The organism is Streptomyces sp. Tek67B01, assembly GCF_055231995.1.
The window spans coordinates 3216061-3235969 of sequence record NZ_JBUYUY010000001.1; the positions used below are offsets into that span (position 1 = coordinate 3216061).

The window sequence follows — 19909 nt, forward strand, 5'->3', positions numbered from 1 at the left end:
TCCCGGTGCCGCGCGCGACTCAGGGGCCCGGCCGCGCTCACGCGGCGGTCCGGGTGCCCGTCCCCTTCGCCGCGTCCAGCGCGTACACGCAGCGGTCCTTGCTGCACGCGTACACCACGCCCGACTCCGCCACCGGGGCGCCGGTGATCTCGCCGCCCGTGGCCAGCTTCCAGCGCAGTTGGCCGCCCGCCGCGTCCAGGGTGTACAGGCAGTGGTCCGCCGAGCCGAAGTGCACCCGGCCGTCCGCGACCGCCGGCGAGCCGGTGATCTCCCCGCCCGCCGCGAAACGCCACTTCGGGGTGCCGGTGACCGCGTCGAGCGTGTACAGGGCACTGCCCGCGCCCAGGTGGACGCTGCCGGCCGCCACCAGGACCGGGTCCGGCGAGGGCCGCGACTCCGTCGCGATGCGCCAGCGGTCCTTGCCGGTCGCCGCGTCCAAGGCGTAGACGGTGCCCAGGTAGTCGACGAGGTAGACGCCGCCGCCCGTCACCGCCGCGCCCGGCGCGAAGGCCGGGGGTGCCAGGAAGACCGCCGGGGCCTCGAAGTGCCAGCGCACCCGCCCCGAGGCCCGGTCGACGGACAGGACGCGGGTGCCGGCGGCGACGTAGACGTTGCCGTCGGGCGCCGGGGTGACCCGTACCGGCACGTTCCCGCAGGACGCCGCGTCGCCGACCGGGTACGACCAGGCCTCCAGACCTGAGCGGGCGTCCAGGGCGCGCAGCCGGGCGTCCTGCCACACGTAGACGGTGCCGTCGTGCAGGACGGGCGCCGCCTCCGGGGTCTCGAAGTCGGACTGGGCGCCGCTGAGCTCCCACAGCTTCTGGCCGTTGGAGGCCTCCCAGCCCTGGACGCCGCCGCCGCGCGTGGCGGTGATCACGGTGCCCCGCTCGGCGCGCAGGGCGTAGACCCAGGCATCGGTGGCCAGCCGCCAGCGCTCGGAGCCGTCGGAGGCGTCGAGCGCGTACAGGGAAGGCCCGTCGGAGGCGTGGATGCGGCCGTCCGCGACGGCCATGGACCAGGCGACGTCCCGCGTCTTGAACTGCCTGCGGCCGCTGCCGACGTCCAGGGCGTGCACCTCGAAGGAGGTGACGTAGAGCAGGTCCCCCGCGACGGTCGGGGTGCCCCAGACCTCGTTGGACATGCGGAACCGCCAAGGCCGCCAGCGGCCGCTGTCGGGTGAGGGGCCGGACGGCCCGGGGGTCGAGGACGCCGACTGGTGCGGCACCGCCGCCACGGCGTCGGCCGCGGACGCGCCGCCCGGCGGGCGGACCCAGGCGGTGGCCACATCGACTCCGGCGCCGGCGGGCGCGGCGGCCGTCGCGCGCGGCCCGGGCCCGATCGGCACCGGGGAGGCGCCGAGCCGCACGGGCTCGCCCGACGGCACCGGGGAGGCGTCCGGCTGGTGCGCCGGGAGCGGCGGGGCGGCCTGGCCGGTGCGCGGGTCCACCCAGGACTCGGCGGGCTCGCGCCGCCGGTGCGTGGCGGGGCCCGACGCCGGACCCTCGGCCCCGCGCGGCTTGCGGGCGGGGGCGGGGACCACGGCGGTACGCAGCCCGGCCCGCCGGGCCTCGATCATGGCGACGGCCTGACCGGGCAGCCAGGCCGAGGCGGTGCCGCTGTCGTCGCCGCCGTCGAAGAGGTGCGGGGCCAACTGCGCCTGGAGGTCCGCGGGGGTGGGGCGGCGGGTGGCGTCCATCTGCATGCAGGAGTCGATGAGGGGCCGCAGCTCGTCGGGGAGCCCCTCCAGGTTCGGGCCCTCGCGCAGCAGCATGAACACCGTCTCGACCGGGTTCGCCCCGTGGTAGGGCGGGTGTCCGGTGGCGGCGAAGACGAGCGTCGAACCGAGCGAGAAGACGTCGCTGGCGCCCTTGACGCTGCGCGAGTCCTTCGCCTGCTCGGGCGACATGTAGGCGGGGGTGCCGACGGCGACGTTCGTCATGGTCAGCCGCGTGTTGGAGACCCCGCTCGCGATGCCGAAGTCGATGACGCGCGGGCCGTCCTCGACGACGAGCACGTTGGACGGCTTCAGGTCGCGGTGGACGAGGCCGGCGCCGTGGATGGACTGGAGGGCCTCGGCGATGCCCGCCGCGAGCCACCGTACGGCCTGTACGGGCATGGGCCCGCACTCGTTGACGATCTCCTCCAGGGAGGGGGCGGGTACGTACGCGGTCGCCAGCCACGGCACGGCGGCGCGCGGGTCGGCGTCGACCACGGCCGCGGTGTAGAAGCCGGAGACGGCGCGCGCCGCCTCCACCTCGCGGGTGAAGCGCACGCGGAACAGCTGGTCCTCGGCCAGTTCGGTCCGCACCGTCTTGATCGCGACGCGTCGTCCGGATGCCGACCGCGCGAGGTAGACCAGCCCCATGCCGCCGGCGCCGAGCCGTCCCAGCACCTCGAAGGGGCCGATCCGTCTCGGGTCGTGCTGCGTCAGCTGCTCCACCACTCGCCTCCACACCTCCCCGTACGGGCCGTCCGGGCCCACACCGGGCCCGCCCGCAGCGCGCGTCCACCGGCGCGCACGCCCGATTCTGTCAGGCCCGCGCCGGGTCCGGCCCCGGGTCAGGGCCGGGATTCGCCTCCGGCCTTCGTCCGCGGCTCCGAGAGCACCCCGAAGACCGCCCCTTGATTGTCGGCGACGACCGCGATGCGCCCGTACGGGGTGTCGACGGGATCGGCGGTGACCCGGCCGCCGAGGCGCCGCGCGGCGGCCACGGTCTGGTCGCAGTCGGGGACGGCGAAGTAGGCCAGGAAGTGCGACGGCATGATCTCCGGGAACGCGTCGGTGATGAGGCTGCGCCCGAGGACGGCGGTGGCGGAACCGGGGGCACTGCCGGGCGGGGACCAGACGCGGTACTCGATTCCGGAGGCGGGGTCGTCCTGGTCCTCGGGGACGTAGCCGAACACCTTGGCGTAGAAGACGTCGACGGCGTCGCGGGCGCGGGTGTAGACCTCCGACCAGCGGTACGTGTACGGCTCCCCCTGGGCTTCGAAGCCGTGGTGGGTGCCGGGCTGCCAGAGGCCGAAGACGGCTCCGCCGGGGTCGGCGGCCATCGCGGCCGTGCCGTACGGGCCGACGGGCTGCGGGTCCATGACCATCTGGCCGCCGGCGGCCCGGATGCGGGCGGCGCAGGCGTACGCGTCGACGGTGTAGAGGTAGATCCCCCAGACGGTGGGCATGCGGCCGTCGGGTTTCGGGGCGAGGGCGGCGACGTTGCGGCCCCGGCTGTAGGCCTGCGTGTAGTGCCCGTACTCGGCGCCCGCGCTGTCCCCGAAGGTCCACCCGAAGAGCTCACCGTAGAAACGCTTTCCCGCCTCGACGTCCGGGAGTGAGGCGTCGACCCAGCAGGGGGAGCCTTCCGCGAATGCCGTCATTGGCCCGGTTCCTTCCCTTGTGCGGGGGTATGCACCCCGCGTCCCGTGCGGGGGTGCGGCCCCTGCGTCCGCCACGGCCGCCCTGCGCCTCCCAGCCATGATGGGTCCGAAAACTTGTCCACAGCCTGTTGACAAGACTATTCGGGGGATTACGCCACGATACGGGTGGGGCCGGTGACGGTCCGCGACCGGCGACGCAAGCGGTGCGGGCAAGGCCGCAACGAGTGCGAAGAACGGCCGAAAAGCATCGGTCCATCGGGTGCGGGGACGCTGGGGCCCAGGTCGGCGACCGGTTAACCCCATTTGCAGGCGGCCGAATAGCGCGCCGATCACCCCTCGGTAAGCTGACGGCATGACAGGACAAGTACGCACCGTCGACGGGCGTGTCGCCGGCCGGCGCGGCCAGGCGACGCGGCAGAAGCTGCTCGACTGCCTCGGCGAGATGCTCAGCTCCTCGCCGTACCGCGACGTCAAGGTGATCGACGTCGCACGCAAGGCCGGTACCTCCCCCGCGACCTTCTACCAGTACTTCCCGGACGTCGAAGGTGCCGTCCTGGAGATCGCAGAGGAAATGGCCACGGAGGGCGCGCAGTTGACCGCGCTCGTCGAGGGCCGCAACTGGGTCGGCAAGGCCGGCTGGGCCACGGCCGAAGAACTGGTCGAGGGCTTTCTGGACTTCTGGCGCCGCAACGACGCGATCCTGCGGGTCGTCGACCTCGGCGCGGCCGAGGGCGACAAGCGGTTCTACAAGATCCGCATGAAGATCCTCAATTCCGTCACCAACTCCCTTACGGAGTCGATGAAGGAGCTCCAGGCCAAGGGCAAGGTCGACAAGGACCTGAGCCCGGCCGCGATGGCCGGCTCGCTGGTCGCGATGTTGGCCGCGGTCGCCTCGCACCAGAAGGGCTTCCAGACCTGGGGCGTCAAGCAGGCCGAACTCAAGCCGAACCTGGCGCTCCTCGTCCACCTGGGCATCACCGGCAAGAAGCCGACCAAGTAACGGCGGACCCCGGACCCCCGCCAGGGGTCCAGGTCCGCCGCCAGGGGTCCGGGTCCCCTTCCCGGGGTCGCGGTGATGAGCCGTGACGAGCCCGCGATCAGCGGCGATCAGCGGCGATCCAGGCGGAACAGCCGGATCTCACGCTCGATGCGCGCCTGGTACGTCGCGTACGGCGGCCAGAAGGCCAGGGCCTGCCGCCAGGCCTCCGCACGCTCCTCGCCTTGGAGCAGCCGGGCCCGTACGGCGATGTCCCGGCCGTGCCAACTCACCCGCGCGTCGGGGTGTCTGAGCAGGTTCGCGGTCCAGGCCGGGTGGCCGGGGCGGCCGAAGTTGGAGCCGATCAGCAGCCAGCTCGCGCCCTCGTCCAACGGCATGCAGGCGAGCGGCGTGGTGCGCGGCTCGCCGGTCTTGGCGCCCTTGGCGGTGAGGATCACCCCGGGCAGCATCTGCGCGCTCAGGATGACCTTGCCTCGGGTGAGCTTGTGCACCGCCTTGTCCATGGCGGGGATGACGTGGGGTGCGATCTTCGCGAACAGTAGGGTCGAGGAGACCTTCTGCATCAGGCGGACACCGACGGCTGTCATCGGACGACCGTCCCCTCTTGGATCGCCGGCCGCTCTGGCGTCGCCGGCCCCTCTCGCAGGGCCGGGAAGAGTCCGGCGCGCTGTGCGGCGTGCGCCCTCAGCCGGTGGGCGGGGCCGAAGAGCAGTTCGTCGGCCGCGGCCCGCTTGAAGTAGAGGTGCGCGTCGTGCTCCCAGGTGAAGCCGATGCCGCCGTGCAGCTGGATGGCCTCCCCGGCGATCAGCCGGAGCGCCTCCAGGGCCTGGGCGAGGGCGAGGCCCCCCTGATCGGGGTCCCAGGCCGCGTAGTACGCGGCGGAGCGCGCCGCCTGGACCTGTACGTAGAGGTCGGCGAGGCGGTGTTTGACCGCCTGGAAGGAGCCGACCGCGCGGCCGAACTGCTCTCGCTGCCGTACGTACTCCACCGTGCGGGCCAACGCGTGACCGGCGGCGCCGACCGCCTCGGCGGCGAGGACGGTCGCGACGCCGCGACCGGTGGCGGCGAGCGCCCCGGGCACGTCGGCGTCGGCGTCTGCCGCGCCCAGGAGTTCCGCTTCGACGTCACGCAGTTGGACGCGGCCCTGGGACCGGGTCTCGTCGAGGGTGGCCTGCCGGGCGCGTACGAGGCCGGGCGCGTCCGCCCGTACGAGGAACAGCAGGGTACGGCTGCGGGCGAAGCCGCCCGCGTGCGCGGCGACGAGCAGCAGCCCCGCGCTGTGTCCGTCCAACACCTGGGCGGCCTCCCCGTACAGGCGCCAGCCGCCGTCTTCGCCGCCCCGGGCCTGCACCCCGCCGGCGCGACCGCCCCCAGACCAGTCCCCGGGGGCGTTGTCCCCGGTCAGCGCGAGGGCCGTGGCCAGCGCCGGGCCGGGTACGGCGAGTGCGGCGGTCAGCGTCCCGGCGGCCAGCGGGGGCAGCAGCGCCGAGCGCTGGGCGGGCGTGCCGAGGGCGCCGATCAGCGGGGCGACGAGCCCGGCGGTGGCCAGCAGCGGGGAGGGCAGCAGCACGCGCCCGATCTCCTCGCAGGCCAGCGCCAGGTCGGCGGGCGCGCAGCCGACCCCGCCGTACTCCTCGGCGATGGCGATGCCCGGCAGGCCGAGCTGCCGGGCGAGCCGCTGCCACAGCTCGCCGTCGTATCCGGCGGCGGTGCGGACGGCGGCCTTGACCTCGTCCGGGCCGCAGCGTTTGCCCAGGATCTCGCGCAGGGTACGGCGCATCTCGTCCTGCTCCGCGGTGAAGGCGGCATCCATCGTCGGGCTCCTCCCGGGGGCGCTCCCAGCGGTGGCCGGGTATCTGACGGGCCGTCATGTTAGGCGGGTGAGCCGGGGATGCCCAGGGGCTGTCACCGCCCAAGTCGTCCGGCAGTACGTGCTGTTCCGCACGCGACCTAGCGCCTGACGGTACGTCAGATATACCGTCGCCCCATGCCTGGACCCCTCTCAGCCGCCTCCGCACCCCGCCGCAGGGTCGCGGTCGTCGGCGTCGCGCTCTCGGACTGCGGCCGGGTGGACGGACCCACCCCCTACGCCCTGCACGCCCAAGCCGCCCGCCGGGCGCTCGCCGACTCGGGCCTGGACCGCTCCGTCATCGACGGCCTGGCCTCGGCCGGGCTCGGCACCCTGGCCCCCGTCGAGGTGGCCGAGTACCTGGGGCTGCGCCCCACCTGGGTCGACTCCACCTCCGTCGGCGGCTCCACCTGGGAGGTCATGGCGGCCCACGCCGCCGACGCCATCGCCGCCGGCCACGCCAACGCGGTCCTGCTGGTCTACGGCTCCACCGCCCGCGCCGACATCAAGGCCCGCCGGCGCACCTCGAACCTGTCCTTCGGGGCGCGGGGACCGCTCCAGTTCGAGGTCCCGTACGGCCACACGCTCGTCGCGAAGTACGCGATGGCCGCGCGCCGCCACATGCACGAATACGGCACCACGACGCAGCAACTCGCCGCCGTGGCCGTCCAGGCCCGGGCGAACGCCGCGACCAACCCGGACGCGATGTACCGCGACCCGATCACGGTGGACGACGTGCTGTCCGCCGAGATGATCGCGGACCCCTTCACGAAGCTGCACTGCTGCATCCGCTCGGACGGCGGCTGCGCCGTGCTCCTCGCGGCGGAGGAGTACGTACCGGACACCGCGAAGGCGCCCGTGTGGGTCCTCGGCTCGGGGACCTCCGTCTCGCACACCACCATGTCGGAGTGGGAGGACTTCACCGTCTCCCCCGCGGCGGTCTCTGGCCGGCTGGCCTTCGAGCGGGCCGGGCTGACCCCGGCGGACGTGGACCTCGCGGAGATCTACGACGCCTTCACCTACATGACGCTGGTGACGTTGGAGGACCTCGGCTTCTGCGCGAAGGGCGAGGGCGGGGCGTTCGTGGAGAAGGGCCGGCTGCTGCGGGACGGCGAGTTGCCCGTCAACACCGACGGTGGCGGCCTCTCGGCCTGCCACCCCGGTATGCGGGGGCTGTTCCTGATGGTGGAGGCGGTCCGTCAGCTCCGCGGGGAGGCCGGCCCGGGCCGGCAGGTCACCCGGCGGGACGGCCGGCTGCCCGAGGTGGCACTGGCCTCGGGCACGGGCGGCTGGTTCTGCTCCTCGGGGACGGTCATCCTGGGCCGCTAGGCCTGTCCGTCCCCGTCGGCGGCTCAGTAGTTCCAGCGGGGCTGACTGCCGTCCTGGCGGCAGTAGATGAGGCGGCCGTTCGCACCGTGCGTCTCGCTGCCGACGTCGGCCTTGCGGCAGAACTGGCCCGCCTTGTAGCAGTTGCCCGCATTGGACACGATCTCGCAGGAGGCCTGCGCCGCGTGCGTAGCCTCCTTGGTCGGTTCGCGGGGCGGCTCCTGGGTCGGCTCCCGGGACGGCGGCGGGGGTGGGGCCGGGGCCTTGGTCGTCGGTGGCGCGGAGGGTGTCGATACGGCGACGCTCGCGGGGGCAGAGGCCGACACCGAGGCCGAGGGGCCGGGGAGCGGGGTGGAGGAGGGCGGTGCCGACGCGACGGCCGACGGTGTGGTCGGTGCCAGGGACCGGGCCGGGGCGCTCCCCGTGTCGGGCCCGCAGGCGACGGCCACCCCGGCCAGCAGCAGGGCCGCCAGCGTCCGTCGTAGCACCGCCCCCGTACGGCTTGCGCGTCTCGCGCCCGAGTCGTCCGCGCTGTCCATGAATACCCCCACCCCTAGCGGTCTGTTGCGGGCACATCATATGAACGCCCGGGGTGTGCCGGAGGCACTTTCCCCAGACCACCCGGGCTCGCATAACCAGCCCCGCCGGCGATTGAGGCGCGGGGGTCCGGGGGCCGGCCCCCGCAACGGGGTCGCAGCCGGGGGCGGCCGGGCCACGGGGGCGGGCCGGGCCCGTGGTGTTCCATAGGCGCATGACCAGCGATATCGGCGGCGACGACTTCCGCCGCACCCTGCACTCCCTGCGCGTCTGGGACGCCCCGCTCCCCTCCTTCGACCCGGAGGCGGCGCCCGCCGAGCCGTTGGAGCTGTTCCGGGAGTGGTTCACGCACGCCGCCCGCGCCGGGCAGCCGGAGCCGCACACGATGAGCCTGGCGACGGTCGACGCCGACGGGCGCCCCGACGTCCGCACCCTGATGCTGCACGACGCCGACGCCCGCGGCTGGCACTTCGCCTCGCACGCCACCAGCGCGAAGGGCCGCCAACTGGCCGGGCACCCCGAGGCCGCGCTGGGCTTCTACTGGCCGGCGGTGGGCCGCCAGATCCGCATCCGGGGCCGCGTCACGGCCTGCGGGGCGCGGGAGAGCCGCGAGGACCTCGCGGTGCGCTCGCGCGGGGCACTGGCCGCTGCCCTGACCGGCCGTCAGAGCGAGTTGCTGGGCTCACTCGCGGAGCTCGCCGAGGCCTCGGCGGCGGCGTGGGCCCGCGCCGGCGCCGACCCCGAGGCGGCGGCGCCGACGTGGACGCGGTACGTGCTGGACCCGGCGGAGGTCGAGTTCTTCCAGGGCGACGCCGCCCGCCGCCACACCCGGCTCCGCTACCGGCGCGACCCCGCCGGGACCTGGACGCGCAGCCTCCTGTGGCCGTGAGGCCGGCGCCCCACCGGCCCGCGCCGCACCGGCCCGCGCCTCAGCTCCGCGAGTAGGAGCCGAGCCCGATCAGGCAGTACACGTACTGGTTGATCGGCGCCCCGTTGAGGGTGTAGCTGTACGAGAACGCGTACTCGGTGCGCGCGGTGTCGTCGCAGCGGTGCAGGTCCGAGGTGAAACCGAAGCGCTGGATCACCTTGTAGTGCGCGTCCGACGCCGAGCAGGAGACCTCCTCCACGTTGTCGACGCGCTGCGCGGTGGTGGAGTCCGGCAGTTGCCCGTTCAGGCAGGTACCCGTGTCGAACGGGCTCGGATCGGCCGTCGTCGGCGCGGAGGAGGGGTAATAGGAAGGGTAGGAGGAGGGGTACGGGTTGGCGCCGGCGCCGCTGCTTCCCGTGCCGGAGGTGTACGAGGTGTCGGTCGGCAGCGGCGCCGGCGACCAGGAGCTGTACGTCGGCGTCGCAGTGGGCGACGACGAGGCGGTGTGTTTGCCGTCGTCGCCGCTGTTCACCACGATCGCCCCGATGATCACGGCCGCGACGACGCCGAGCACCACCAGACACCCGCCGACGCCGGACGACTTGGCCGGTCCGGGCTGCACGGGTACGGCGGAGGCGACGGTCGCCGGCCCGGCGGCGGCAGCCGCGCCGGCCCCCGCCGCGGGCGCGACCCGTATGCGTACCAGCACCTCGCTGTCGCCCACGCGGGCCCGTACGAGTTCGCCGTCCCGGCAACCCGCGGGAATCCGCAGGCGCCTCTCCCCGCCGGGCAGGGACACCGGCAGGATCACGCCGTAGGCGGCCTGCTCGGGGGTGATCGTGAGAGGGATCTCCTGCGAGGACACCGGCTCCTCCGAGGGGTGAGGTGGTACGGACCTTCCTGGCGAGATCCCAGGATCGCCGGGTTCCACCGGGGGACGCAGCGGTTCCGCCGGACCGGTGCCCGGCTGTGACATACGGCGTCGACCTGCGGTGCGCTACGCCGACGCCCCTGCTTCGGAGCCCTGTTGCGGGGTCGATCGCGGGTCCGGGCGGAAGACCGGGACGGCCACGCCCCCGCTGTTCTCGCGGAACGCGACCCGCAGCGGCATCCCGATGGTCAGCTCCGCCGCTTCGCAGTCCACGAGTTCCGTCATCATCCGCGGCCCCTCCGCCAGGTCCACCACGGCCGCCACGTACGGCACCCGCTCCCCGAAGGGCGGCAGGTCGTTGCGGTGGATCACCGACCAGGTGTAGAGGACGGCCGAGCCGTCGGCTTCCTCCCAGCGCACCCGGTCCTCCCCCGCCCAGCAGAAGGGGCAGAACTCCCTCGGGTAGTGGTGCGCCCGCCCGCACTCGGCGCAGCGTCGCAGCAGCAGGCGGCCTCGTGCGGCCGCCTCCCAGTAGGGACGGGTGAAGTCGTCCGCCTCGGGCAGGTCGTACCGCGCCGTCGCCGCGCTCACCGGAAGAGTCCCGTCGCCGCGTCGAGGGACCAGACCTGCCAGCCCATGGCGAAGAGCGCGACGACCGAGATGAGCGCCATCATCGCGTTCTGTCCCTGCTCGGCCCAGTCGTGGATCATCAGCACCAGGTACAGCAGGTTCAACAGCAGCCCCCCGATGAGCGCGACGGGTGTGAGCAGGCCGAGGACCAGCCCGAGACCGAGCGCGAGTTCGGCGTACACCACCACGTACGCGATGAGCTTGGGGCGCGGTCGGACGAGCCGGTCGAAGCCGCCCCTGACGAACGCCCAGCGGTGTTTGCCCGCCACGTCGGCGGCCCACGCGATGCCGGTGCCGCGTTCGAACCAGCCCTTCTTGTCCTTGTGCCGCCAGCTCTCCAGCCACCACAGGCCGAGGCCCACCCGGAGCACCGCTGTCCATTCGGCCCCAGTGAGCCAGGCGGTCCGCATCGGCAGCCTCCCATCCTCCGCGATCTGACGATACGTCAGCTGAAACGTCAGTTGAACCGATCGGGGCCCGTCCCGCAAGGCCCCCGGAGCGGGTCCGTGACCGATCCGCAATCGATTCCCTCCTTGTCCGAGACCCATCAACTCTCTGTGTCGATACGCTCACACCTCATGCCCGGTGCCCCCACACCCCCAGACCTGACCACCCAGCCGCGCCCCGTGTACGTGATCGGCGCCGGTCCCGGCGGCCTCGCAGCCGCCGCCGCGTTGCGCGCCCGCGGGGTCCGCGCCGTGGTGGTCGAGAAGTCCGATGCCGTCGGCGCCTCGTGGCGCGCCCACTACGACCGGCTCCGCCTGCACACCACGCGACGCCTCTCCGCGCTGCCGGGGCTGGCCGTGCCGCGCCGCTTCGGGCGGTGGGTCGCGCGGGACGACGTGGTGCGGTACCTGGAGAAGTACGCCGAGTTCCACGAGCTGGAACTGGTCACCGGCGTGGAGGTGTCCCGGATCGAGCGCGCCGCGGACGGCGACGGGTGGACCCTGTACGCCGGCGGCGGGCGCGTGCTGGCCGCGCGGGCCGTCGTCGTGGCGACCGGTTTCAACCACACCCCGGCGCTGCCCGACTGGCCCGGCCGGGACGGCTACGCGGGGCGGCTGCTGCACGCCGCCGAGTACCGCGGCCCGGCCCCGTACGCCGGTCGGGACGTGCTCGTGGTCGGCGTCGGCAACACCGGCGCGGAGATCGCCGTCGACCTCGCCGAGGGCGGGGCCGCACGGGTGCGGCTCGCCGTCCGCACCGCCCCGCACATCGTGCGCCGCTCCAGCCTCGGCTGGCCGGCGCAGCGCAGCGCGATCCTGGTGCGCCGACTGCCCGTACGGCTCGTGGACCGGCTCGGCGCGCTCGTCGCCAAGGCGACCGTCCCGGACCTGTCGGCGTACGGGCTCCCGCGCCCCACCACCGGGCTCTACAGCAGGGTCCGCGAGGGCGCCATCCCCGTTCAGGACGTCGGACTGATCCGCGCCGTCCGTCGCGGCACGGTCGAGCCGGTCGCCGCCGTCACCGCCTTCGACGGCGCCCGGGTGGAGTTGGCGGACGGCAGCCGGATCACCCCGGACGTGGTGATCGCGGCCACCGGCTACCGCCGGGCGCTGGAGGGCCTGGTCGGCCACCTCGGCGTGCTCGACGAGCGCGGTCGCCCCCGCACGCACGGCGCCCGCACCGCCGCCGAGGCCCCGGGCCTCTACTTCACCGGGTTCACCAACCCCATCAGCGGGATGTTCCGCGAGATGGCCCTGGACGCGGAGCGGATCGCCAAGGCCGTGGCCCGCCGACGCCCGCGCGAGGGCCACGGCGAACCTCGCTGAGGCGGCCCGCGCGAGGGCGCCGGGCGCGAGCGTGGCCCGTACGAGAGCCGCCCGCGCCGGGGTGGCCCGTACGAGAGTGGCCCGTACGAGAGCCGCCCGCGAAGCCCGGCGCCGGGTCGGCTGAAACCGTCCTGGACCCCCCGCCCGCGGATCTGGGACCGTTCCACACACCACCTCCACCATCTTTCCGGCGCAACCCTGTTCCTGACGGCGCGTCAGTTCAGTAATCTGACTGTGCGTCAGCTAGCGAGACCCATGGAGTTCATCGAGCAGGAGCGGGCGGAACGATGCTTGGATCTACTCACGGCACCCTCACCACCGACTTCCGCGCACGGGTCGAGGCCTGCGGCGAGACCCCCCGGACGGCCGTCCATTCCACGGCGGCCCCCGCCGCCGGGGACGCGGCCGCACTGGACGTCAGCGGACGGCCGCTGCGCTCCGACGTGCCCGACCTGGACCGGTTCTTCCGACCCGAGTCCGTGGCCGTCATCGGCGCCTCCGACGCCGAGGGCAGACCGAACACCGGCATCACCCGGCAGCTCATCGCCTGGGCCGAGCGCGTCGGGGCCCGCGTCCATCCCGTCCACCCCACCCGCGCCTGCGTCTTCGGTCTCCCCTGCCACGCCTCCGTGGCCGCGTTGCCCGAACAGGTGGACCTCGCGGTCCTGCTCGTGGCCGACCCGCTCCCGGTGATCGAGGAACTGGCCGAGGCCAAGGTCAAGTTCGCCGTCGCCTTCGCCTCCGGCTTCGCCGAGACCGGTGACGCCGGAGCCGCGGCCCAGGCCCGGCTCTCCGCCGCCGTCCGCCGATCGGGCCTTCGCCTGCTCGGTCCCAACACCAACCTCAACGCCTTCGAGGCGTTCCGCGACGACCTGGACGGCCCGGCCATCGCGCTGATCACCCAGTCCGGTCACCAGGGCCGGCCCCTCTACGCCCTCCAGGAACTCGGCATCCGCCTCTCGCACTGGGCCCCCACGGGCAACGAGGCCGATCTGGAGACCGCCGACTTCATCTCCTACTTCGCCGAGCGGCCCGAGGTCGGGGCCATCGCCTGCTACGTGGAGGGGCTCAAGGACGGCCGCGCCTTCCTGCTCGCCGCCGACCGGGCCGCGCGGGCCGGGGTGCCCGTCGTCGCCGTGAAGGTCGGCCGCACCGAGACCGGCGCCCGGACGGCGGCTTCCCACACCGGGAAGCTGACGGGCGCCGACGCGGTCGTGGACGCGGCCATGCGCCAGTTCGGGGTGATCCGGGTCGACGGCCTCGACGAACTCCAGGACACCGCAGCCCTGCTGGCCCGCGCGCGCGTGCCCCGGGCCGAGGGCGTCGTCGTGTACTCCATCTCCGGCGGCACCGGGGCCCACTTCTCCGACCTGGCGACGGAGGCGGGCCTGACGCTCCCGACCCTCTCGCAGGCCAAGCAGGCCGAGCTGCACCAGTGGATACCGGAGTACCTGGACGTCGCGAACCCCGTGGACAACGGCGGCCACCCCGTCGGCGACTGGCGCGGCCCCAAGATCATCGACGCGATCCTGGCCGACCCGTCCGTCGGCGTCCTGATCTGCCCGATCACCGGGCCGTTCCCGCCCATGAGCGACAAACTGGCGCAGGACCTGGTGGACGCCGCCGAGCGGACGGACAAGCTGATCTGCGTGATCTGGGGCTCCCCCGTCGGCACGGAGGAGGCGTACCGCACCACGCTGCTCGGCTCCTCCCGGGTGGCCACCTTCCGCACCTTCGGCAATTGCATCACCGCCGTACGGGCCTACCTGGGCCACCACCGCTTCACCGCGTCCTACCGCTCGCCCTTCGACGACGCCCCGCGCACGCCGTCCCCCTCGTACCGCAAGGCGCAGGCCCTGATGCGCCCGGGCCGGCAGCTCAGCGAGCACGCGGCCAAGCAGCTCCTGCGGGCGTACGGGATACGGGTACCGCGCGAGCAGTTGGTGACCAGCGCGGCGGCGGCGGTGCGGGCGGCGGGACTGGTCGGGTACCCGGTCGTCATGAAGGCCTCGGGACCCCAGTTGGGGCACAAGACGGAACTGGGTCTGGTCAAGATCGGCCTGACCTCGGCGAGCCAGATCCGTGACGCATACCGGGAGCTGACGGACATCGCCCGCTACGAGAACGTCCCGCTGGACGGCATCCTCGTCTGCCAGATGGTCGAACGGGGCGTCGAGATGGTCGTCGGCGTGACGCAGGACGACCTCTTCGGCCCGACGGTGACGGTGGGGCTGGGCGGGGTGCTGGTGGAGGTCCTGCGCGACGCCGCGGTGCGGGTGCCGCCGTTCGGGGAGGACCAGGCGCGGGCGATGCTGAACGAACTGCGCGGGCACGCGCTGTTGGAGGGCGTACGGGGCGCACCGCCGGCGGACGTGGACGCACTGGTGGAGGTCGTCCTACGGGTCCAGCGGATGGCCTTGGAGCTGGGCGACACCCTCTGCGAGCTGGACGTGAACCCGCTGATGGTCCTCCCCCGCGGCCAGGGCGCGGTGGCCTTGGACGCCCTGGCCGTCTGCCGATGACGCCGCGCCGGCTCCCCTGTGCCGTTCGTGCGCTCAATCGCCGCGGTGCCCGGTTCGTCCGGCCCCGCCGGGCCGGTACCGGGGCTCCGCCCGGACCCCGCGCCCCAAACGCCGGCGAGGCTGGAAGAACCAGCCCGCGCGGCGTTTGAGCGCACGGGCGCGGAGCGCACGTATCGGGGTCCGGGCGGAGCCCCGGGGAACGGAGGAAGGGCGGGGCGGGGAGACGGCTCCGCGCAGCGGCACCCAACGCGCCCCCGCGCCCGGAAGCGACCCGCACCGCCACCGGGATCACCACCCGGCCCACGCCGGCACCGGCACCGGCACCGGCACCGGCTCGCGCCACCACGGCCACCAACGGCACCCGCCACCCCCGAAGGGGAGTTCACATGACCAGCGCAGCCCCCGGTGACGAAGTACTGCACCGCATCGAGACCGGCGCCGTCTGCTGGATCACCCTCAACCGCCCCGAGGCGATGAACGCCCTCACCCGGGACAACCGCGAGCGGGTCATCGCACTCCTCGCCGACGCCTCCGCCGACCCCGCCACCCGCGCCGTCGTCATCACCGCCACCGGGAAGGGCTTCTGCGCGGGCGCCGACCTGCGCGGGGGGCCGGCCGCCGGTGAGCGCGTCGCGGGGGACGTGGCCCGGATGATCCGGCTCGGCGCCCAGCGGCTGATCACCGCGGTCCTCGACTGCGAGAAGCCGGTGATCGCCGCGGTCAACGGCACCGCGGCGGGGATCGGCGCCCACCTCGCCCTCGCCTGTGATCTGGTCATCGCGGCCGAACCGGCGCGTTTCATAGAGGTGTTCGTACGCCGGGGCCTGGTCCCGGACGGCGGTGGCGCGTACCTCCTGCCCCGCCTGATCGGGCCGCGGAAGGCCAAGGAGCTGATGTTCTTCGGCGACGCCGTGCCCGCCGTCGAGGCCGAACGCCTCGGGCTGGTCAACGCGGTGGTTCCGGCCGAGGCCCTGGAGGCGACCGCCCGCGCCTGGGCGGAGCGCCTGGCCCAGGGCCCGACCAGGGCCCTCGCCCTGACGAAACAGCTGGTCAACGCCTCCCTCGACGGTGACCGGGCGGCCGCGCTCGCCGCCGAGGCCGCCGCCCAGGAGATCAACATGACCACCGCCGACGCCAACGAGGGCGTCGCGAGTTTCGTGGAGCGTCGCACCCCCAAGTACCTCGGCCGCTGACCGGGTAGGGCGGCGAGCGCGTACGGGACCGCCGCCGCCCTACATCCGGGGGTTGGGCTTCAGCAGCGCGAACGTCGCCCCGAACGGGTCCGCCACCCAGGCGATCCGGCCGACGTCCGGCACGTCCGCCGCCGGCATGAGCACCGAGCCGCCGTTGCCCTGCACCGCGCCCACGGTGGCGTCCGTGTCGGCGGCGTGGAAGTACGGGACCCAGCTCGGTCCGGGCCCGCCGTCACCCAGCGGCGCGACCCCGCCGAACGACGCCTCGCGCTGGTCGCCGTCCGCGGTGCTCAGCACCCGGTACGTCATCCCGGGCGCCTGCATCTCCTCGCTGCGCCAGCCGAACACCCCGTTGTAGAAAGAGACGGCCGCGAGCGGGTCCGGCGCGTGCAGCTCCACCCAGACCAGCGAGTTCTCGGCCGAGGCCACCTCCAGGCCGGCGGTCTTCGCAGGCTGCCACGAGGCGAACTGGGCGCCCTGCGGGTCGGTGAACTGGGCGAGCCACCCCTCTCCCATGACGTCCATCGGCTCCGTCCGGACGGTGCCGCCGCCGTCCCTGACGGCCTGGGCGGTCGCCCGTACGTCCGGGCTCATGAAGTGGACCATCCAGGCGGATGTGGCGCCCTCCTCGGTGAGCGGGCCGATCGCGGCGACGGTCTTGCCGCCCTGCTGGAAGAAGCCGTATCCGCCCGCCTCCGGACCGGCGGAGACGAAGTCCCAGCCGAAGACGCCGCGGTAGAAGGCGACGGCCGCGTCGATGTCGGGGGTGCCGAGGTCGAGCCAGTTGGGTGAGCCGGTACGGAAATCGGTGCCGAGCATGGGGTCTCTCCCGGGTCTCTGCGGTGGTTCGGCGTACGGCGGCACGCCGGTTCCGCCACCATGCCGAGCCCGCGCGCGGCTGCCCGGCGTACGGGTCGGGGCCGGCCGGGGTTTCACCCGACCGGGGTAGAGCGGGTCGCGGCACCCTTGGCCGGGTCGTCCCGCCCCTTCCCATCTGACGAACCGTCAGCTTCAATCGAAGGGTGATGGGACACGCAGGGATGGCGGCCACCGTCGTCCGATACCTCAGGTCGGTCGGCTCCCCCACCTCCGCCGCGGCGGAGCCCGATCAGCTGCCGGGCGGCGCCCTGCCGCGCCCCGACCTGCGGGCCGTACGGGAGGACGAGCGGGCGCCGGTCGCCCCCGCCGAGTTCCGGGCCGTCCTCGGGAACTTCGCCAGCGGGGTCACCGTCATCACCGCCCCGGCCGCCGACGGCGCGGAGGGGCCGGCCGGCTTCGCCTGCCAGTCGTTCGCCTCGCTGTCCCTGGAACCGCCCCTGGTCACCTTCATGGTCGCGCGGACGTCGACCACCTGGCCCCGGATCGCCCGGGCGGGGGTGTTCTGCGTCAACATCCTGGGCGCCGAACAGGGTGCGCTGTGCCGGTCCTTCGCGGTCAGCGGCGCCGACAAGTTCACCGGCGTCGCGCACGGCCCGTCCCCCGCGACCGGGTCACCCCTGCTGGACGCCGTGCCCGCGTGGATCGACTGCCGTGTCCACGCCGTGCACACGGGCGGGGACCACCTCATCGTCGTGGGCCGCGTCGAAGCCCTGGGCGCGGCCGGCGAAGGCGACCCGCTCTTGTTCCACCGGGGCAGGTTCGGCCGCTTCGCCCCCTGACCGAACGGTTCGGGGCCCCCGGCCAGGGGGCCCCGGACGGCGTCAGAAGGTGAGCACCCCGCGCGCGACGCGCCCGTGCCGGGCGTCGTCCACCGCCTTCGCGAAGTCCTCCACCGGGTAGACCTCGGTCACCAGCTCGTCCAGCAGCAGCTTCCCCTGCCGGTACAGCTCGGCGTACAGCGCGATGTCGCGTTGCGGCCGGGAGGACCCGTACCGGCAACCCATGATCGTCTTGTCCAGGTACAGGGACGACACCTGGAAGGACGCCTCCTCCTTGAAGCCGGGCACGCCCAGCAGGATCGCCTGCCCGTGCCGGTCGAGGAGGTCGACGGCCTGTCGGATGAGCCGTACGTGGCCCACGCACTCGAAGGCGTGGTCCGCGCCGGTCGGCAGGATCTCGCGGACCGCCGCCGAGGTGTCCCCGGCGGTCGAGGCGTCGATGAAGTGGGTGGCCCCGAACTGCCGCGCCACCGCCTCCCTCGCCGGATTGGCGTCCACCGCGACGATGGTGGCGGCCCCCGCGATCCGGGCGCCCTGGAGCACGTTCAACCCGATGCCGCCGGCGCCGATCACGACCACCGACTCGCCGTGGTCCACCCGCGCCCGGTTCAGGACCGCCCCCACCCCGGTCAGGACCCCGCATCCGATCAGCGCGGCCGACGTCGCCGGGATGTCGTCGGGGATCTTCACGGCCTGTACGGCCTTGACGATCGTCCGCTCGGCGAAGGCCGAGTTGGCGGCGAACTGGAACAGCGGCGTCCCGCCGCGCGAGAAGGGCTGTCCCGGCATGCCGATGGCCTTTCGGCACATCGTGGGCCGGCCCCGGTCGCAGTCCGCGCACGCCCCGCAGTTGGCGAGGGTGGACAGCGACACGTGGTCCCCGGCCTCCACGTGGGTGACGCCCGGTCCCACGGCCTCCACCACTCCCGCGCCCTCGTGCCCCAGGACCACCGGCGGCGGGAACGGGATGGTCCCGTCGATCACCGAGAGGTCGCTGTGGCACAGTCCGGCCGCCGATATCGCGACCAGCACCTCCCCCGGCCCCGGGTCGCGGACCTCCAGGTCGTCGACCACCCGGGCCTGCTTGCCGTCGAACACGACGCCTCGCATGTCGTCACCGCGTCTCTCTGGGCAGGCCGAGCACGCGCTCGGCGATGATGTTCCGCTGGATCTCGTCCGAGCCGCCGTAGATGGTGTCGGCCCGGCTGAACAGGAAGAGGCGCTGTTCCTCGTCGAGCCCGTTCTCGTACGGGTCCTCCCGGCCCCAGTCCACCGGTCCGGCCGTGGCCCGCGCCCCCCGCACCGCCACGGCCAGCTCGCCGAGCCGCCGGTGCCAGCCGCCCCACAGGAGCTTCGCGACGCTCGGCGCGCCCTGGTCCCCCCGACCTCCCAGGGTGCGCAGGGCGTTCCACCGCATGGTGCGCAGCTCGGCCCACTGGCGCACCAGCCGCTCCCGCAGGACGGGATCGTCCGCGCCGGAGGCCGCGTACGCGGCGAGGACCCGTTCCAGTTCGGCCGCGAAGCCGATCTGCTGCACGAGGGTGGACACGCCCCGTTCCAGGGCGAGCAGGCCCATGGCCACGGTCCAGCCGTCGCCTTCGTCGCCGACGGTCTCGGCGGCGACCGCCCCGTCGAAGAACACCTCGTTGAACTCGCTGGTGCCGGTCAGTTGGCGGATGGGCCGGACCTCGATGCGGTCCGGCTGGTCCATCGGCACCAGCAGGAAGGTCAGGCCCCGGTGGCGCCGGGAGCCGGGTTCGGTGCGGGCCAGGACGAAGCACCAGTCGGCGTCCCGGGCGAGGGAGGTCCAGATCTTCTGCCCGGTGATCCGGTAGCGCCCGTCGGCGGGGTCGCGGACGGCCGCCGTACGGACCCCGGCGAGGTCGGAGCCGGCGCCCGGCTCGCTGTAGCCCTGGCACCACAGCTCCTCGCCGCGGGCGATCCCAGGCAGGTACCGGGCCCGCTGTTCCGCGGTCCCGTAGGTGACGAGGGTGGGCGCGAGGAGGTTCTCCCCGATGTGGCCGACCCGCCCGGGGGCGCGCAGCGCCGCGTACTCCTCCGCCCACACCACCTGCCCGGTCAGGGACAGCCGGCGCTGCCCGTAGGCGCCGTCGGGGACCTCCCAGCCCTGGCCGATCCAGCCGCCGCGGCCCAGTTCGCGCTCCCAGGCCCGCCGCGCTTCGACCCCCTCGTGCTCGCTGCCGGGCCCGCCGAGCCCCCGGGCGCGCGCGTACGGGCCCACGAGGTGCTCGCGCAGCCACGAACGGGCGTGGCGGCGCAGTTCCTCGTCCGCGGGCCCGAAGCCGAAGTCCAT

The 19909-nt window shown here is 74.0% G+C and carries 18 protein-coding genes; 7 read left to right on the forward strand and 11 right to left on the reverse strand.

Features of this window, described 5'->3' with window-relative positions:
* Positions 1–37: 37 nt before the first annotated feature.
* A complete protein-coding gene (locus ACV7NM_RS14355) occupies positions 38–2443 on the reverse strand; it encodes an outer membrane protein assembly factor BamB family protein (RefSeq protein ID WP_463410647.1) in 2406 nt (801 codons plus the stop codon).
* Positions 2444–2559: 116 nt separating this feature from the next.
* The gene (locus ACV7NM_RS14360) at positions 2560–3372 is read right to left on the reverse strand and encodes a VOC family protein (protein WP_463410648.1); all 813 of its coding nucleotides are present in this window, start codon (positions 3370–3372) and stop codon (positions 2560–2562) included.
* Between the two features lie 352 nt (positions 3373–3724).
* On the opposite strand from ACV7NM_RS14360, the gene ACV7NM_RS14365 reads away from it, so the two are divergent.
* Positions 3725–4372, forward strand: a complete 648-nt coding sequence (locus ACV7NM_RS14365) for a TetR family transcriptional regulator (RefSeq protein ID WP_463410649.1) — start codon at positions 3725–3727, stop codon at positions 4370–4372.
* Between the two features lie 107 nt (positions 4373–4479).
* On the opposite strand, the gene ACV7NM_RS14370 is transcribed toward ACV7NM_RS14365, so the two are convergent.
* Both ACV7NM_RS14370 and ACV7NM_RS14375 read right to left on the reverse strand, forming a co-directional pair.
* Complete coding sequence (locus ACV7NM_RS14370) at positions 4480–4956, reverse strand: nitroreductase family deazaflavin-dependent oxidoreductase (protein WP_463410650.1); 477 nt, start codon at positions 4954–4956, stop codon at positions 4480–4482.
* Entirely contained in the window at positions 4953–6182 is a 1230-nt protein-coding gene (locus tag ACV7NM_RS14375; protein WP_463410651.1) for an acyl-CoA dehydrogenase family protein, read from the reverse strand. Before ACV7NM_RS14375 ends, ACV7NM_RS14370 begins: the two co-directional genes overlap by 4 nt.
* 174 nt (positions 6183–6356) lie before the next feature.
* Between ACV7NM_RS14375 and ACV7NM_RS14380 the strand changes: the two genes are divergently transcribed.
* Entirely contained in the window at positions 6357–7547 is a 1191-nt protein-coding gene (locus tag ACV7NM_RS14380) for a thiolase C-terminal domain-containing protein (RefSeq protein WP_463410652.1), read from the forward strand.
* Between the two features lie 23 nt (positions 7548–7570).
* On the opposite strand, the gene ACV7NM_RS14385 is transcribed toward ACV7NM_RS14380, so the two are convergent.
* On the reverse strand, positions 7571–8083 hold the full coding sequence (locus ACV7NM_RS14385) for a hypothetical protein (RefSeq protein WP_463410653.1): 513 nt from the start codon (positions 8081–8083) through the stop codon (positions 7571–7573).
* 212 nt (positions 8084–8295) lie between these two features.
* Between ACV7NM_RS14385 and ACV7NM_RS14390 the strand changes: the two genes are divergently transcribed.
* Positions 8296–8970: a pyridoxine/pyridoxamine 5'-phosphate oxidase gene (locus tag ACV7NM_RS14390; RefSeq protein WP_463410654.1), complete on the forward strand. Its 675-nt coding sequence runs from the start codon at positions 8296–8298 to the stop codon at positions 8968–8970.
* Between the two features lie 40 nt (positions 8971–9010).
* Here ACV7NM_RS14390 and ACV7NM_RS14395 read toward each other — a convergent pair whose 3' ends face one another.
* The 3 genes from ACV7NM_RS14395 to ACV7NM_RS14405 all read right to left on the reverse strand — a co-directional run bounded on the left by ACV7NM_RS14395 (position 9011) and on the right by ACV7NM_RS14405 (position 10860).
* Complete coding sequence (locus tag ACV7NM_RS14395) at positions 9011–9814, reverse strand: LppU/SCO3897 family protein (protein ID WP_463410655.1); 804 nt, start codon at positions 9812–9814, stop codon at positions 9011–9013.
* A 132-nt stretch (positions 9815–9946) separates the two neighbouring features.
* Positions 9947–10411, reverse strand: a complete 465-nt coding sequence (locus ACV7NM_RS14400; protein ID WP_463410656.1) for a Zn-ribbon domain-containing OB-fold protein — start codon at positions 10409–10411, stop codon at positions 9947–9949.
* Positions 10408–10860: a DoxX family membrane protein gene (locus tag ACV7NM_RS14405; RefSeq protein ID WP_463410657.1), complete on the reverse strand. Its 453-nt coding sequence runs from the start codon at positions 10858–10860 to the stop codon at positions 10408–10410. Before ACV7NM_RS14405 ends, ACV7NM_RS14400 begins: the two co-directional genes overlap by 4 nt.
* Positions 10861–11028: 168 nt before the next feature.
* Between ACV7NM_RS14405 and ACV7NM_RS14410 the strand changes: the two genes are divergently transcribed.
* The 3 genes from ACV7NM_RS14410 (at position 11029) to ACV7NM_RS14420 (ending at position 15937) form a co-directional block, all read left to right on the forward strand.
* Positions 11029–12222 carry a flavin-containing monooxygenase gene (locus ACV7NM_RS14410; RefSeq protein ID WP_463410658.1) on the forward strand — a complete coding sequence of 398 codons (1194 nt, stop codon included), beginning with the start codon at positions 11029–11031 and terminating at the stop codon, positions 12220–12222.
* 287 nt (positions 12223–12509) lie between these two features.
* Positions 12510–14744, forward strand: a complete 2235-nt coding sequence (locus ACV7NM_RS14415) for an acetate--CoA ligase family protein (RefSeq protein ID WP_463410659.1) — start codon at positions 12510–12512, stop codon at positions 14742–14744.
* Between the two features lie 386 nt (positions 14745–15130).
* On the forward strand, positions 15131–15937 hold the full coding sequence (locus tag ACV7NM_RS14420; RefSeq protein WP_463410660.1) for an enoyl-CoA hydratase/isomerase family protein: 807 nt from the start codon (positions 15131–15133) through the stop codon (positions 15935–15937).
* Positions 15938–15976: 39 nt separating this feature from the next.
* On the opposite strand, the gene ACV7NM_RS14425 is transcribed toward ACV7NM_RS14420, so the two are convergent.
* Positions 15977–16756 carry a VOC family protein gene (locus tag ACV7NM_RS14425; protein WP_463410661.1) on the reverse strand — a complete coding sequence of 260 codons (780 nt, stop codon included), beginning with the start codon at positions 16754–16756 and terminating at the stop codon, positions 15977–15979.
* Positions 16757–16977: 221 nt separating this feature from the next.
* Here ACV7NM_RS14425 and ACV7NM_RS14430 point away from each other — a divergent pair, with 221 nt between their 5' ends.
* The gene (locus ACV7NM_RS14430) at positions 16978–17595 is read left to right on the forward strand and encodes a flavin reductase family protein (RefSeq protein ID WP_463413944.1); all 618 of its coding nucleotides are present in this window, start codon (positions 16978–16980) and stop codon (positions 17593–17595) included.
* A gap of 42 nt (positions 17596–17637) precedes the next feature.
* Here ACV7NM_RS14430 and ACV7NM_RS14435 read toward each other — a convergent pair whose 3' ends face one another.
* Both ACV7NM_RS14435 and ACV7NM_RS14440 read right to left on the reverse strand, forming a co-directional pair.
* On the reverse strand, positions 17638–18705 hold the full coding sequence (locus ACV7NM_RS14435) for a Zn-dependent alcohol dehydrogenase (protein ID WP_463410662.1): 1068 nt from the start codon (positions 18703–18705) through the stop codon (positions 17638–17640).
* 4 nt (positions 18706–18709) lie between these two features.
* Positions 18710–19909 (reverse strand): acyl-CoA dehydrogenase family protein, encoded by a 1200-nt coding sequence (locus ACV7NM_RS14440; protein WP_463410663.1) that lies wholly within the window; start codon positions 19907–19909, stop codon positions 18710–18712.

Coding starts and splice junctions, on each gene's coding strand:
- ACV7NM_RS14365 (WP_463410649.1), top strand. CDS start 3,725: ATGACAGGACAAGTACGCACCGTCGACGGGCGTGTCGCCGGCCGGCGC.
- ACV7NM_RS14430 (WP_463413944.1), top strand. CDS start 16,978: ATGGCGGCCACCGTCGTCCGATACCTCAGGTCGGTCGGCTCCCCCACC.
- ACV7NM_RS14390 (WP_463410654.1), top strand. CDS start 8,296: ATGACCAGCGATATCGGCGGCGACGACTTCCGCCGCACCCTGCACTCC.
- ACV7NM_RS14380 (WP_463410652.1), top strand. CDS start 6,357: ATGCCTGGACCCCTCTCAGCCGCCTCCGCACCCCGCCGCAGGGTCGCG.
- ACV7NM_RS14435 (WP_463410662.1), bottom strand. CDS start 18,705: ATGCGAGGCGTCGTGTTCGACGGCAAGCAGGCCCGGGTGGTCGACGAC.
- ACV7NM_RS14370 (WP_463410650.1), bottom strand. CDS start 4,956: ATGACAGCCGTCGGTGTCCGCCTGATGCAGAAGGTCTCCTCGACCCTA.
- ACV7NM_RS14425 (WP_463410661.1), bottom strand. CDS start 16,756: ATGCTCGGCACCGATTTCCGTACCGGCTCACCCAACTGGCTCGACCTC.
- ACV7NM_RS14375 (WP_463410651.1), bottom strand. CDS start 6,182: ATGGATGCCGCCTTCACCGCGGAGCAGGACGAGATGCGCCGTACCCTG.
- ACV7NM_RS14360 (WP_463410648.1), bottom strand. CDS start 3,372: ATGACGGCATTCGCGGAAGGCTCCCCCTGCTGGGTCGACGCCTCACTC.
- ACV7NM_RS14440 (WP_463410663.1), bottom strand. CDS start 19,909: ATGGACTTCGGCTTCGGGCCCGCGGACGAGGAACTGCGCCGCCACGCC.
- ACV7NM_RS14385 (WP_463410653.1), bottom strand. CDS start 8,083: ATGGACAGCGCGGACGACTCGGGCGCGAGACGCGCAAGCCGTACGGGG.
- ACV7NM_RS14415 (WP_463410659.1), top strand. CDS start 12,510: ATGCTTGGATCTACTCACGGCACCCTCACCACCGACTTCCGCGCACGG.
- ACV7NM_RS14420 (WP_463410660.1), top strand. CDS start 15,131: ATGACCAGCGCAGCCCCCGGTGACGAAGTACTGCACCGCATCGAGACC.
- ACV7NM_RS14405 (WP_463410657.1), bottom strand. CDS start 10,860: ATGCGGACCGCCTGGCTCACTGGGGCCGAATGGACAGCGGTGCTCCGG.
- ACV7NM_RS14410 (WP_463410658.1), top strand. CDS start 11,029: ATGCCCGGTGCCCCCACACCCCCAGACCTGACCACCCAGCCGCGCCCC.